The sequence below is a fragment of the Candidatus Pelagibacter sp. HIMB1542 genome (assembly GCF_052047835.1).
Taxonomy (GTDB): domain Bacteria; phylum Pseudomonadota; class Alphaproteobacteria; order Pelagibacterales; family Pelagibacteraceae; genus Pelagibacter.
This window is the reverse complement of record NZ_JBNAJB010000002.1, coordinates 225,927-240,345: the sequence shown is the minus strand read 5'-3', so window position 1 is coordinate 240,345 and position 14,419 is coordinate 225,927. Positions and strand designations below refer to the sequence as shown.

Genomic DNA, 14,419 nt, shown 5'->3' with positions numbered 1-14,419 from the left:
TATATCTTAGAAATGAAAAATAAATTAGCTAAATTAAAATATCTGCCCAATAACTTTAATATCTTAGAGACTGGTGATTATGTTATATGTGCTATTTCAGGAAAAAAAATTATGTTAGAAAATTTAACCTATTGGAATGTAGATAAACAGGAAGCTTATTATTCATACATAGAAGCACATAAAAAAAGAGATAAAGAGTAGACAAATAAATTTTATTTCCATCGATTGTGTGACCATATCCACTGTCCGGGATTCTTTATAATCATATCTTCAAGAACTTTATTTAATTCATCTGTAATTTTTTCTTGAGAGTGACTTAACGGAAATGTCAAAGGTTTATTAATAGTTATCTCAAAATTTATACTTTTAATTCTCTCTATATATACTGGGACCACTGGTATATTAAATTTTTTAATCAATTGTGCAGGAATAGTTGTTGTTAAAGCTTTTTGATTAAAAAAATTTGATAGTATTCCCTCTGAAACTCTTTGGTCAATCATTAAAGCTGTAGAATATTTTTTTCTTTTGAGTTGAATTAAGTTTTTAAGCCCACCAATTCCTTTTTTTATTTGTTTATTACAAATGTATTTTTTTCTAATTCTTTCCATTATTTTATTTAAATAAATATTATTTAATGGACGATAGATAGCTGCAAGACGTATACCACTTTTCTCCAAACACATCGCCATAAGTTCGAAGTTACTTAGATGTCCTGAAATAAAAATTACCTGTTGATTATTTTTTTTTATTTCTTCAAGTATTTCTCCTCCTTTTATTGAAATTTGAGAGTTTAGATTTCCAGATCTAAAATTTTTTATAAACATATATTCTGCAAAAATTCTTCCAAAATTATTCCACATTTGTGATTTAATATTTTCTAATTTTTCTAAATTGATATCCGGAAAAGCTCTTTTAATATTTGAATTTATAACTTTTTTGGATCTAAAAAATGGTCCTATTTTTTCAAAAATTTTACCACTAAATTTTGAAGATAAATTTGCACCTAAAATTTTAAAAAAAATAAAAAGAAAAATTATTAATAAGAATTGAAAAAGATATTTTATATTTTTCATTAATAGCCAATACACCTCATAAATTTTTCTTCATCTATAATTTTTAATTTAGATTTTAAAAACTTAATCTTATTAGAATAAATTTTATCCAATCTTACGTAATCTTTCTCTGTTGTAATTACTTTGCAATTTAAATTTTCAGCTTGAAATAGAATTTTATCAATATCTTCCTTTTCATACTGATAATGATCAGGATATTCAAAATCTTTTATTATTTTTAGTCCATTTAAATTAAGCATCGAGATAAATGTTGAATGGTTTCCAATTCCAGAGAAGACTATATATTTATCATTGAGGTTGAATTCATTTAAATTTAAAGGGATATATTTCCCTAAATGAATATTTATTTGAGGATTAATTGTTTTAATCTCTGCTTGAATTTTTTCTGTATTTTCTAGGTTTCCATTGATAAATATATTTTTGTATCTTTTCAAATTACTAATATTTTCTCGCAAAGGTCCTGCTGGGATTGTCAAACCATTTCCAATCCAATTTATACTATTGAAGCAAACAATTTCTGAAGAAAATTCTATACTTCTATCTTGAAGACCATCATCAAGAATTGCAACTTCATATTTATCTTCCTCTGCTAGTTTAATAGCCGTCACTCTTTCATTGGATAAAAAAAGCTTTCCCTTATTTTTCAAAATTGTTTGTTCATCAATTTGATTTTTATAAAACTTTTTTACATAACAAGATTTAATATTTTTATTATTCAAAATTTTATTTAATTCTATACTCAAAGATGTTTTCCCTGTTCCACCAACATATATATTTCCAATACAAATAGTCTTAATTTTAAATTTTTTTGGCCGAGAATATTTTTTTAAAATATTAAATAATTGAATAGTTTTTGCTATTGGCAACAAAAGATAAGCTAACATATTTGGTTTTTTTAAGTTCCAAAAATTAGGTTTTCTTAAATTCATTAAAGATATGATTGTTTAGCTCTTTTATAGTTTTTTTTAAAATTTTTTCTCCAATATTTGTTATTTGTTTTCCACCTTTTTTATTCTTTACAAATGATACTGAAGAAGCAAGTTCCTTCGATGAGTAAATTCTTTTTGATATACCAAGGGAATTTAACAGTTTATAAACATCTCTAAAGTTGTCAGTATTAGGACCATGAAGAATATTTGCTCCAAATCGTGCGGCTTCCAGTGGATTTTGACCACCTCTTTTCATGATAGACCCACCCAAGAAAACAGTTGAACTAATATTATGAAATTTTTTTGTTTCACCAAAAGTATCCACTAAATAAATATCAAAATTTTCAGGTTTGTTCAATTTTGAACTATGACGAAAAACTTTTAGCCCTAAATTTTCTAATTCTAGTTTTATTTTATCAGCTCTATGTATATGTCTTGGAATAATTATAGTTAATATATTTCTATATTTTTTTCTTAATTCTAAATGAGCTTTAGCACAAAATATTTCCTCAAATTTATGGGTACTTGATGCGACCCAAATTTTTTTTTTTATTAAATAAGATTTTAACTTAGTATTAATTTTTTCTAAATCACTATCGTAATCTTCAGAAAATTTTAAATTACCAATATGCTTTATTTTACAATTAGATAATTTTCTCAGATATGATTTTGTTTCAAGATTTTGAGGATATGCAACTTTTATATATTCAAAAATAGATTTACTTATACTTTTTATTTTGATCCACTTATTGAATGTTTTTTTTGTTATTCGTGCATTTAGCAAGAGTAATGGAATTTTTTTTGAATACATGTTTTTAAACATGCAAGGCCAAATTTCTGAATCAATAAATATACCTAGATCAGGTTTCCAAAAATTTAAAAATTTATTTGTAATAGGAAAGTAATCAATTGGATAAAATTGATGTATAGTTTTTTTAAATTTGAATTTTTTAATTACTTTTGATGAACTTAATGTGCTTGAAGTAATTAAAATTTGACTAATTTTTTTATTTTTTTCATAATATTTTATTAACGGTATTACACTTAAAACTTCCCCAACACTTGCACCATGAAACCAAATAAGTTTTCCATTTAATCTTTTTTTAGAAGGAATACTAAATTTTTCAACAAACCTTGCTTTATCCTCTTTATTTTTGAAAATTCTATAAACAAATATAAAAGGTGAAATAAACAAAATAATTGTAAAAATTATTTGGTATAAAAAAAACATAATTATTTTTGTATTTGTTTTTCATAAAAACTTTTATACAATTTGGAATTGTTCAATAGTTCCTCGTGTTTACCACTGTTAATAATATTTCCTGAATCAATTAAATAGATGTTATTTGAATTTAATACTGTTGAGAGTCTATGAGCTATTACTATTGTAGTTTTATTTTTAGTTAAAATTTTTAGTGCCTCTTGAATTTTGTTTTCAGTTTCAGTATCCAAAGATGAAGTTGCCTCATCCAGCAAAATAATTGAACTTTTTTTCATCATTGCTCTTGCTATTGAAAGCCTTTGCTTTTCACCTCCTGATAATCTCACTCCATTTTCACCTATTAAAGTTTGATACTTTTGAGGTAAGTTTTTTATAAATTCATCGCAAAAAGCTAAATTTGAAACTTCATAAACCTCTTGATCTGTAGAATTATCGTTACCATATTTAATATTATTAAATATTGTATCATCAAAAAGTGTCGTCTCTTGGCTTACTAAGGATATCTCGTTTCTTAGCGACTTAAGACTAACGTCATATATAGATTGCCCATCTATTGTAATATCTCCAGATTGAGCATCATAAAATCTTGGAATTAAATTCATTATAGTAGATTTGCCAGACCCACTATGACCTACTAAAGATGTCATCTTTCCTCCCTCAAACTCAAGATTGATTGACTTTAAAGTTTGGGCCCCTTTAGAGTCATATGAAAAATTTATATTTTTAAATTTGATGTTAGATTTTTTTACCTTAATAGAATTTGCGTTAACTTTATCTTTAATTTGATTTTGTTGATCTATAATTGGCAATATCCGAGATGCACCTGATATGCCTTGATTTGCAACCAAGCTTAGAGTTGATAAAGCACGCACAGGCTGATAAGCCAACATCATTGCAGCTAAAAATGAAAAAAAATTATTTATTTCAAGTTCCTCTTTTGAAATCAATAAACTTGAATAGAAAATTAATATTGCAATCATTATACCTGTAAATGTTTCCATTATTGGAGACATCCTAACAAAGACTGTCTGTATCTTTTGATTTTTATCTTTCAAATCTGATAAAAATTTATCTGCTCGTTTTTTTTCATAATTTTCCTTTTGAAAAATTTTGATTAATTTATGATTTTTAAAAAGTTCAACTAAGTATGTAGTTAAAAACCCAGATTTTTGTTGAGCTTCTGTTGTAACTTTATTAATTCTTTTACCTAAAGTTTTAGCAGCAATACTTGCAAGAGGTATCATAATTATAGAAATTAGCGCTAACTTCCAATTTTGAAAAAACATTACTCCCAATAAACAAATAAGAGTTAAGGTATCTTTAAAAAGTGTTAATACAGCATTACTTAGTAAATTAGTAATATGAGTAACATCATATGTAAGGTTTGAAATAAATTTACCTGAATGTTTTTTATCAATAATTTGTGTATCCGTTGCAACTAAATTTTGAACCATATCATACTGTAATTTTTTCTTAATAGACTCACCAACACCAATCATTGTGGCTTTTGCAAAATATAAGGAGAGACCTTTTGTTGCAAATGCAATTACAATCATTAAAGGTATAAAAAATATTAAAGATTGATCTTTATCAATAAAAAGTTTTTTTATTGCTGGATCTAAAAGCCAGGCGATTGAAGAAGTGCTCCCAGCAACTAATATTGATAAAAATGCAGATAAAAATATTTTATTTAAATACCATTTTGAATAATCATTATAAAGTCTTTTATAAATTTCTGATTTATTCATCTAAAAGTTCTGAGAAATTAAAATATTAATTAAAATTATTAGACCAAAAAAATTATTACTTTTAAATGCTTTTAAACAACTTGCTGGATCTTTAGGATTGAATACTTTCATTTGATAAAGAAATAAATGAATTAAGGGCAGAATGAGCAAAACATAATAAACATTATGAAAATTCATAAAAAAACCTCCTAATAAAAAGAAAACTATTAAAATTGAATAACATAAAAATAGAAATTTTTTTGCATTTCCCTTAAATTTTATAGATGTTGATTTTAATCCTATAATTTCGTCGTCTTTAAGATCTTGAAACCCATATATCGTGTCATAGCCTAATGTCCAAAATATGGCTCCAAAATAAAATAGAATAGAAATTATATCAATTTCACCTTTAATTGCTGTCCACCCAAGTATTAGACCATAATTAAAAGTAATACCTAAAAAAAATTGAGGCCAATAAGTAAATCTTTTCATTAAAGGATAGGTAAAAGCAAGTGGCATTGAACCTAAAGCAAGAATTATAGTGAATAAGTTAAAATTAATTAAAACTAAAAAGGCTAATAAGCAAAGTGTTGTTGAATAAAAGATTGCAAGTTTAATTGAAATTTTTCCTGAGGCTATGGGTCGGTCCTTGGTCCTAAAAACTTTAGCGTCAAATTTTCTATCTAAGATATCATTCACAATGCATCCGGCCGAACGCATGAGGACTGCGCCAAGAAAAAATAATATTAAATAAAAATAATAGTCATTCCAGCTTGATGAAAAATCATAAGCTAAAGTTAGACCCCACGCACAAGGCCAAAATAATAGCATGTAACCTATAGGTTTTCTTAATCTTGTTAATTCAATGAAAAGTTTAATTTGGTTCATAATATTTTACTTGTAAATAACAAAGGGTAGTTTCATAATCAAATTGATTCGTATGAACATAGATTACACTGTTACTGCTTTAATGTTTCCAGCTATTCCGTTACTTATGAGTGTTTATAGTAACAGATTTCACTCTCTAAGTATTTTAATTCGTCAACTACATGATGAGCATGTTTATGAAAAGCATATACCACCTGAGTGGAAGAAGCAGTTTATTAATTTAAGTGGTAGGATAACGCTTCTTAGATGGACAATTTTATTTGCCTCATTTGGCTTCCTATTTAATATGCTTACAGTCTTTGCACTTTACCTAGATGAAGTTTTTGCTGCTAGAGTAATTTTTGGTTCTTGTTGTTTATCAATGATTATATCAATTATTTTTTTTATTAGAGAAATTCAAATTTCAACAAATGCACTTAAACTTCATATGTCTGATATGGATGTAGACGTAAACTAGGGAAGTATAACTGCTGGCCCTGTAAGAACTCTAGACTCTAAATCTTTATGTGCTTGAGCAATATCTTTTAGATTATATTTTTTTGAAATTTTTACTTTTACTTTTCCACTTGAAGCCATTTCAAAAACTTTATTTGCGGCTTCATCTAGCTCTCCTCTTGTTGTTGTATACTGCATAATACTTGGTCTTGTTAAATAAAGTCCTTTTGGTTGAATTGATTTTGCAACATTAACAGGATCTAAAGGCCCAGACGCATTACCAAAAGAAACCAACATTCCTCTTAATTTTAAACATTCAATTGAACCATCAAAAGTATTTTTTCCAACTCCATCATAAACAACCGACAATCCTTTTCCTTCTGTAATCTCTTTAACTTTTTCAGCAAAATTATCTTTGTTGTAATTAATTACATGTTCGTAACCATTTTGCTTTGCATTTTCTATTTTTTCATCTGAACCAACAGTACCAATTACATTACATCCTAAACTTTTAGCCCATTGACCAAAAATTTGACCAACACCACCAGCTGCTGCATGAAATAAAATATCTTCTCCTGATTTTACGGGGTAAGTTTTGTGTAAAAGATAAAAAGTAGTTATCCCTTTTGTCATTAATGTTGCTGCAGTTTCTAAATCAACACTATCAGGAACTTTTACCAAGTTTTTAGTTGGGTAATTTCTATGAGTTGAATAAGCACCAAGAGGAGCTGCACAGTATGCAACTTTATCTCCAACTTTAAAATCTTTTACCTCTGAACCAACTTTAGTTATTTCTCCAGCTCCCTCTAGACCAATTGGAGAGGGCAGAGTTAATGGATAAAGTCCTGAACGGTGATAAGTATCAATATAATTTAAACCAATAGCATGATTTTTAATTGTTACTTCATCAGCTTTTGGTTCTTCAAGCTTAAGTTCTTTATATTCTAAAACTTCTGGTCCACCTGCTTTTGATATTATAACTGAATTCATAATTTATTTTACAAATGTACCATTATGATAATCTTGAACTGCTTGCAAGATTTCTGCTTTAGTATTCATCACAAAAGGACCACCTCTTGCAATTTCTTCATTTATCGGTTTTCCAGATATTACAAGAAATTTAGCATCTGTTTTTGCTTTTACTTTAAGCTCTTCACCTTTTGTTAATAATATTAAAGTACTATCTTTAACATTATCATGTTTCTCACTACCAATTTCTATTTCACCATTTACTAGATAAATAAATGTATTGTGAGTTGATTGAATATTAAATTTAAATTCTTTATCTTTTTTTAACTCCACATCAAAATAAACTGGATCTACATTATGACCTTTTACAGGTCCTTCAGCGTTTTCAAATTTACCTGCAATAACTTTTACTTGTTTCTCATCATCTTTATGAATGCTCATTTTGTCAGCATCAATATAAATGTACTCAGGATTACTCATTTTTAATTTAGCAGGCATGTTAATCCACAATTGAAAGCCATGAAGTCTTCCTTCTTTCATAGCTGGCATCTCTGAATGAATAATTCCACTTCCTGTTTTCATCCACTGAACATCACCTGCAGTCATTCTTCCTTCACCACCGGTACTATCTTTGTGTTCAAAATCTCCAGCAAGCATATAAGTAACGGTTTCAATTCCTCGATGTGGGTGAGGGGGAAAACCAGCAATATAATCTTCGCTATTTTCAGATCCAAATTCGTCTAGCATCAAGAAAGGATCAAAGTAATTTGGTTCAACACCAATACTTCTTTTTAATTTTACTCCTGCACCATCCGAAGCTGGAATAGGATCTATAATTTTTGATACTTCAATTGATTTCATGGATGCTGATATAATTATCTACTTAGTTATATCAAGTAGATCATTTAAGTTTTTAATTTCATTTTGTGGTGAATAATCAAGTTTATCAAAGATATTATTGTTTCTATTTACCCATATAGAATTGTATCCATAGTTTCCTCCTCCAGATACATCCCAAGTATTTGCACTTAAAAAAGCAACTTCATTTTTTTCAATTTTATATTTTTTTATTGGTAAATCATAAACTTTAGAGTCAGGTTTAAAAACACCAACTTCTTCGATAGAAAAAATATCATCAAATAAATTGTCTAATTTATTACTTTGTACTAATTCATTTAATAAAGAAGGTGTACCATTAGAAAGTATTGCTAGTTTAAAATTTTTTTCTTTTAAAGATTTTAATACTTCTGGAACTTCTTCAAAAGGAGAGAGAATTCTATATAGATTTAACAATTCATCCTTCATTGAATTATCTATTTTAAATACACTCATTGATTTATCCAAACTGTCCTCGGTGATTTGCCAAAAATCTCTATGTCTTTTCATTAAGCTTCTAAGCCATGTGTATTCTAATTGTGTAGTTCTCCAATAATTTGCAAAAGCTTCCCACTTATCACCAATTTTGTCTTTACATTTTTCTGCTGCTGAATTTACATCGAATAAAGTGCCGTAAGCGTCAAAAATTATTGCTTTAATATTTTTCATAAACTAATTTAATAATATGAGTAACATTAGATTATATTTTTCTAAAAGTTTATCTAATAATTTAATTGGTACACTTGATAAATCTCAATCACATTACTTAAACAAAGTAATGAGAGTTAAAGAAAATGAAATTTTCTCATTATTCAACAGTAGTGGTGAATGGGAAGCAAAAATTTTAAATATCTCAAAAGGTGTTGTTGAATTTAATGTTACAAAACAATTGAGACAAAAAGAAAATTCTAAAGAATTGTGGCTTGCGTTTTCTCCAATTAAATCAAATTATTTTAACTTTATGATTCAAAAAGCAACTGAGTTAGGTGTCACAAAGTTTATTCCAATAATATTTGATAGGACAATTGTTCGTAAGATTAATAAAGAGCGATTAGAGAAAGTAATTATTGAAGCATCAGAACAATCAAATAGAATTAATGTTCCAGATATTGAAGACCCAAAATCATTAGATGATTTTTTAAATAACAATAAAGTTGATTTAATTTTTACTGATCTAAATTCTGAAAATACCAGAATAGATTTAAATAAGGTTACAGATAAACCTACATGTGTAATTATAGGTCCAGAAGGAGATTTTTCTGAAGAGGAAAGGGCTAAGATTCTAAAATTTAGCGGAGTTCAACCATTGAAAATTAATGAGAATATATTGAGATCTGAAACAGCCGTAATTTCAGCTATATCGATCATAAAATACGCCATAAATTGATATTTTGTCGCGAAAACTAAAGTGTAATTTTTTTGAAGACGTTCTATATAGGGTTAAAAAAATGAAAAAAATTATATTAACAATTCTTTCAATTTTAACCCCTGCAGTCGCGTTTGCTAACCAGCCGAAAGATTGGCAATTAGGTTTTCAAAAAGCAGCATCAGAGTCTATGAGAGATATCGTTAATTTTCATGATAAATTATTATTACCAATCATAATTGCGATAAGCGTTTTCGTTTTATTTTTGATGGTCTATGCATGCATCAGATTTAGAGCATCAGCAAATCCAGTTCCTTCTAAAAGAACTCACAATGTTGCTGTAGAGGTTTTATGGACATTAATTCCATGTTTAATTTTAATCGTGATGGCAGTTCCATCATTTAAAATTTTATATAAACAAGATTCAATACCGAAAGCAGATGTAACAGTTAAGGCAATTGGTTACCAATGGTACTGGGGATACGAGTATCCAGATGAAAATATTATTTTCGACTCTTACATGATTGAAGATAAAGATTTAAAAGAAAATCAGCCTAGATTATTAGCTGTAGATAATGAGTTAGTTGTTCCAGTAAATAAAGTAATTAAAGTTTTAATTACCGCAAATGATGTTTTACACGCTTGGGCTTTACCATCTTTTGGAGTTAAAAGAGATGCAGTTCCTGGAAGAATAAATGAAACATGGTTTAAAGCAGAAGAAGTTGGAACTTATTATGGACAGTGTTCTGAGCTTTGTGGAATTAAACATGCTTTTATGCCAATTACAGTTAGAGTAGTTTCTGAAGAGGAATATCAAGAATGGCTTACTGGTGCTAAAATAAAATTTGCAAAAGAAATTAATGAAGAAGATCAATTTAAAAAACTAGCGAGTAAATAATATGTATACACAAACTGCATCACATGACGATCATCATACACCAACTGGTTGGAAACGTTGGGCGTATTCAACTAATCACAAAGATATCGGTACAATGTACCTTATATTTGCAATTGTTGCAGGTGTGATCGGAACTGCATTCTCAGTTTTAATGAGAATGGAATTGATGCACCCAGGTGATGGAATTTTAGGTGGAAATTATCATTTATATAACGTTTTAGTTACAGGTCATGGTTTAATTATGATCTTCTTTATGGTTATGCCAGCAATGATTGGTGGTTTTGGAAATTGGTTTGTACCAATTATGATTGGTGCGCCTGACATGGCATTTCCAAGAATGAATAACATTTCATTTTGGTTGTTACCAACTTCATTCATTTTATTAATCATGTCTATATTTATGGATGGCCCTCCAGGTCAAACTGGAGTTGGTGGTGGATGGACAATCTATCCTCCATTATCATCTACGGCAGGACAACCTGGTCCAGCAATGGACTTTGCAATTTTAAGTTTACACTTAGCAGGAGCGTCTTCAATTTTAGGAGCAGTAAACTTTATCACTACAATTTTAAATATGAGAACTCCAGGCATGACACTGCATAAAATGCCTTTATTTGCTTGGTCAATTTTAGTTACAGCGTTCTTATTACTTTTATCACTTCCAGTGTTAGCAGGTGCAATCACAATGCTATTAACTGATAGAAATTTCGGAACTGCATTCTTTGATGCTCAAACAGGTGGAGATCCAGTATTATTCCAACACTTGTTTTGGTTCTTTGGTCACCCTGAAGTTTACATTTTAATTTTACCAGGTTTTGGAATGATCAGTCATATTGTTTCAACATTCTCAAGAAAACCAGTATTTGGATATTTAGGTATGGCATATGCAATGGTAGCAATTGGAATAGTTGGTTTCGTTGTATGGGCTCACCACATGTATACAGTTGGTTTAAGTACAGATACTAAAGCTTATTTCTTAGCAGCGACGATGATCATTGCTGTTCCGACGGGGATTAAAATATTTTCTTGGATAGCAACTATGTGGGGTGGTTCAATATCATTTAAGACACCTATGGTTTGGGCTTTAGGATTTATATTTTTATTTACAGTCGGTGGAGTTACAGGTGTTGTTCTTGCAAATGCAGGTGTAGATACAGCAATGCATGATACTTACTATGTAGTTGCTCACTTCCACTATGTATTATCTTTAGGTGCCGTGTTCGCAATCTTTGCAGGCTTTTATTACTGGTTTGGAAAAATGAGTGGTTACGAGTATTCAGAATGGTTAGGTCAATTACACTTCTGGTTAACATTTATTGGTGTAAACTTAATTTTCTTCCCTCAACACTTCTTAGGTTTAGCGGGGATGCCTAGAAGATATGCAGATTATCCAGATGCGTTTGCTGGTTGGAATTATATATCTTCAATTGGATCATATATTTCTGTAATTGGTTTAGGAGTATTTTTCGCAAATCTAATTTATGCATTTTATAAGAAAAAAGCTGCTGCACAAAACCCTTGGGGTGCGGGGGCAACAACTTTAGAGTGGACAGTACCGTCTCCTCCAAATTTTCATACTTTTGATGAATTACCAAAGTTTGAAGATGAAGAGAGTGCAGAAAAATCTACTACTTAAAAAGTATTTAGATTTTCTGCCTAAAATTAAATGATTAAGTCTAAGTTAAAAAATAGAAATTTAAGTCAAGAAGACGTATTCAATTTCTCTGAGTTATTTAAACTCATGAAGCCAAGAGTAATGTCTCTTGTAATTTTTACTTGTGCAGTTGGTTTGTTGATGGCACCAAATATTATTCCAACAAAAGATGCAATAATTGGAATTATTTTAGTTTCTATTGGAGCTGGTGCCGCTGGAGCTTTAAACATGTGGTACGAGTCTGACCTAGATGCATTAATGACAAGGACTTGTTTAAGACCTATACCAACTGGAAAGGTTAATAAAAACCAAGCTTTGATTTTTGGTATCGCTTTATCAATATTTTCTGTTGTTGCTTTAGATTATTTTGCAAATACAGTTTCAGCAGCTTTGTTGTTATTTACAATTTTGTTTTATGTGCTGGTTTATACCGTTTGGCTTAAAAGAAAAACACCTCAAAATATAGTTATTGGAGGCGCTGCAGGAGCATTACCTCCTGTAATTGGTTGGACTATAGCTACTAACTCATTTTCACTTGAGCCATTAACTTTCTTTCTAATTATCTTTTTTTGGACACCATCACATTTCTGGGCACTAAGTTTATATAAATCTGATGATTATAAAAAAGCAAATATTCCAATGCTTCCATTGACTAATGGTGTTGAAAGCACAAAATTAAATATATTTGTTTATTCGTTAATAATGTTGCCAGTTATTGTTTTCCCATATGCAATTAATTTTGTTGGTCTAGTATTTTTAATTCCATCATTAATTTTGACAATTTATTATAATTACTTATGTTTTGAACTTTACAAATTTAAGAAGAACAAGTTTGATGCAAAAAAAGCAAAAACAATTTTTGGATACTCCATATTATATTTATTTTTAGTTTTTGTATTTTTCTTAATAGATAAAATTTTATGATAACACCCGATAAAAAAACAAAGAAAAAAAATATTATTACTGCTTTAGCAATTTTAGCTTTTATGGTTTTTTTGTTTGTTTTTACATTATATAACGTTGGCGTATTTGATAGGCAGATATGATTAAGAGCAAAACATTAACTCCATTACTTCTAGCAGGTATTTTTTGTTTAATGTTAGGTTTATCTTTTGCGGCAGTGCCCTTATATGATCTTTTTTGTCGTGTAACTGGCTTTGGAGGAACAACCCAAGTATCTAAAGAAGCTCCGAAAATAGTTTTAGATAAAGTTGTGAGTGTAAGATTTGATACGAATGTAAACAATCTTACTTGGGATTTTAAGGCTCAATCAAATGTAATTGATGTTAAGGTTGGTCAGGTAAATAGAATTGAGTTTGAGGTTGAGAACTATGGAGACGAAACAACTTATGGAGTTGCTAGTTTCAATGTTTCGCCTGCAAGTTTTGGTAAATATTATAGTAAATTAGGCTGTTTTTGCTTCGAAAAACAGGAACTTAAGGCAGGTGAGAAGGCAACTTATATTATGACTTTTTATTTGGACCCAGAACTGGTAAATGATCCAACAGTTAAAAACTTACAGGATGTAACTATGTCGTATACTTTTTTCTCGACAGATTATTATAAACAATCATAATTAAAAAATATGTCAGCTGAAAAAAAACATGATTATCACTTAGTAGATCCAAGTCCTTGGCCTATATTTACATCTTTTGCATGCTTGGTACTAGCTATTGGAGCAATTTTTTATATGCACAATGATGTATCTTGGGGAATGTATTTGGGATTAGCTCTTGTAATTTATGCAGCTTATATGTGGTTCAGAGATGTTGTGATTGAAGCTGAACATCAAGGTCACCATACTCCAGTTGTTCAAATCCATCATAGATATGGAATGACGTTATTTATTGCTTCTGAAGTTATGTTTTTCGTTGCATGGTTTTGGGCATATTTTGATATAAGTTTGTTCCCAAATGAGTTTGTTGGAAATGTTTGGCCTCCACAAGACATAGAAACTTTTGATCCATGGGACATTCCATTAATCAATACACTAGTTTTATTATTATCTGGTACTACAGTAACTTGGGCTCACCACTCTTTATTAGAAGACGATAGAAAGGGATTTATTCAAGGATTAACAGCAACTGTTGCACTAGGCTTCTTTTTTACTTTGTTACAGGCTTACGAATATCATCATGCTACATTTGATTATTCAGGACATATTTATGGTGCAGTATTTTATATGGCAACAGGTTTTCACGGTTTCCACGTAATTGTTGGAACAATTTTTCTTGCTGTTTGTTTATGGAGAGGAAGATTGGGTCACTTTACGAAAGAACACCACTTTGGTTTTGAGGCAGCTGCTTGGTACTGGCACTTTGTTGATGTTGTTTGGTTATTCTTGTTTGCAGCTATCTACGTTTGGGGAAGTTAATATTTAAT

At 29.2% G+C, this 14,419-nt stretch carries 16 protein-coding genes; 8 read left to right on the top strand and 8 right to left on the bottom strand.

Annotation, left to right across the window (positions count from 1 at the left end; genetic code table 11):
* Window positions 1-12 precede the first annotated feature (12 nt).
* Window positions 13-201: a DUF2093 domain-containing protein gene (locus ACTTBI_RS05545; RefSeq protein WP_440653052.1), complete on the top strand. Its 189-nt coding sequence runs from the start codon at window positions 13-15 to the stop codon at window positions 199-201.
* 11 nt (window positions 202-212) lie between these two features.
* Here ACTTBI_RS05545 and ACTTBI_RS05540 read toward each other — a convergent pair whose 3' ends face one another.
* From ACTTBI_RS05540 to ubiA, 5 genes are read right to left on the bottom strand one after another with little or no spacing between them, the layout of a single operon-like run.
* Window positions 213-1,073 carry a lysophospholipid acyltransferase family protein gene (locus ACTTBI_RS05540; protein ID WP_440653051.1) on the bottom strand — a complete coding sequence of 287 codons (861 nt, stop codon included), beginning with the start codon at window positions 1,071-1,073 and terminating at the stop codon, window positions 213-215.
* On the bottom strand, window positions 1,073-2,002 hold the full coding sequence (lpxK, locus tag ACTTBI_RS05535) for a tetraacyldisaccharide 4'-kinase (RefSeq protein ID WP_440653049.1): 930 nt from the start codon (window positions 2,000-2,002) through the stop codon (window positions 1,073-1,075). The genes ACTTBI_RS05540 and lpxK overlap by 1 nt, the downstream gene beginning before the upstream one ends.
* On the bottom strand, window positions 1,983-3,233 hold the full coding sequence (locus ACTTBI_RS05530) for a 3-deoxy-D-manno-octulosonic acid transferase (protein WP_440653048.1): 1,251 nt from the start codon (window positions 3,231-3,233) through the stop codon (window positions 1,983-1,985). Before ACTTBI_RS05530 ends, lpxK begins: the two co-directional genes overlap by 20 nt.
* Before the next feature lie 2 nt (window positions 3,234-3,235).
* On the bottom strand, window positions 3,236-4,972 hold the full coding sequence (locus tag ACTTBI_RS05525) for an ABC transporter ATP-binding protein (protein ID WP_440653046.1): 1,737 nt from the start codon (window positions 4,970-4,972) through the stop codon (window positions 3,236-3,238).
* Window positions 4,973-5,839, bottom strand: a complete 867-nt coding sequence (gene ubiA / locus ACTTBI_RS05520; RefSeq protein ID WP_440653044.1) for a 4-hydroxybenzoate octaprenyltransferase — start codon at window positions 5,837-5,839, stop codon at window positions 4,973-4,975.
* Between the two features lie 52 nt (window positions 5,840-5,891).
* Between ubiA and ACTTBI_RS05515 the strand changes: the two genes are divergently transcribed.
* Complete coding sequence (locus ACTTBI_RS05515) at window positions 5,892-6,296, top strand: DUF2721 domain-containing protein (RefSeq protein WP_075506429.1); 405 nt, start codon at window positions 5,892-5,894, stop codon at window positions 6,294-6,296.
* Here ACTTBI_RS05515 and ACTTBI_RS05510 read toward each other — a convergent pair.
* From ACTTBI_RS05510 to ACTTBI_RS05500, 3 genes are read right to left on the bottom strand one after another with little or no spacing between them, the layout of a single operon-like run.
* Window positions 6,293-7,264 (bottom strand): quinone oxidoreductase family protein, encoded by a 972-nt coding sequence (locus tag ACTTBI_RS05510; RefSeq protein WP_440653042.1) that lies wholly within the window; start codon window positions 7,262-7,264, stop codon window positions 6,293-6,295. The two genes, ACTTBI_RS05515 and ACTTBI_RS05510, sit on opposite strands and share 4 nt — an antisense overlap.
* A 3-nt stretch (window positions 7,265-7,267) precedes the next feature.
* On the bottom strand, window positions 7,268-8,104 hold the full coding sequence (locus ACTTBI_RS05505) for a pirin family protein (RefSeq protein WP_440653041.1): 837 nt from the start codon (window positions 8,102-8,104) through the stop codon (window positions 7,268-7,270).
* A gap of 18 nt (window positions 8,105-8,122) precedes the next feature.
* Window positions 8,123-8,788 carry a haloacid dehalogenase type II gene (locus tag ACTTBI_RS05500; protein ID WP_440653039.1) on the bottom strand — a complete coding sequence of 222 codons (666 nt, stop codon included), beginning with the start codon at window positions 8,786-8,788 and terminating at the stop codon, window positions 8,123-8,125.
* A 16-nt stretch (window positions 8,789-8,804) separates the two neighbouring features.
* Between ACTTBI_RS05500 and ACTTBI_RS05495 the strand changes: the two genes are divergently transcribed.
* From ACTTBI_RS05495 to ACTTBI_RS05470, 6 genes are all read left to right on the top strand, one after another.
* On the top strand, window positions 8,805-9,506 hold the full coding sequence (locus tag ACTTBI_RS05495) for an RsmE family RNA methyltransferase (RefSeq protein WP_440653038.1): 702 nt from the start codon (window positions 8,805-8,807) through the stop codon (window positions 9,504-9,506).
* Window positions 9,507-9,567: 61 nt separating this feature from the next.
* Entirely contained in the window at window positions 9,568-10,383 is an 816-nt protein-coding gene (gene coxB / locus ACTTBI_RS05490) for a cytochrome c oxidase subunit II (RefSeq protein ID WP_440653037.1), read from the top strand.
* 1 nt (window position 10,384) lies between these two features.
* Window positions 10,385-12,019 carry a cytochrome c oxidase subunit I gene (gene ctaD / locus ACTTBI_RS05485; RefSeq protein ID WP_440653035.1) on the top strand — a complete coding sequence of 545 codons (1,635 nt, stop codon included), beginning with the start codon at window positions 10,385-10,387 and terminating at the stop codon, window positions 12,017-12,019.
* Window positions 12,020-12,049: 30 nt separating this feature from the next.
* On the top strand, window positions 12,050-12,961 hold the full coding sequence (cyoE, locus tag ACTTBI_RS05480; RefSeq protein ID WP_440653033.1) for a heme o synthase: 912 nt from the start codon (window positions 12,050-12,052) through the stop codon (window positions 12,959-12,961).
* Between the two features lie 118 nt (window positions 12,962-13,079).
* Window positions 13,080-13,613 carry a cytochrome c oxidase assembly protein gene (locus ACTTBI_RS05475; protein ID WP_440653032.1) on the top strand — a complete coding sequence of 178 codons (534 nt, stop codon included), beginning with the start codon at window positions 13,080-13,082 and terminating at the stop codon, window positions 13,611-13,613.
* A gap of 9 nt (window positions 13,614-13,622) precedes the next feature.
* Window positions 13,623-14,411, top strand: a complete 789-nt coding sequence (locus ACTTBI_RS05470) for a cytochrome c oxidase subunit 3 (RefSeq protein ID WP_075506420.1) — start codon at window positions 13,623-13,625, stop codon at window positions 14,409-14,411.
* The last annotated feature ends 8 nt before the right edge of the window (window positions 14,412-14,419 follow it).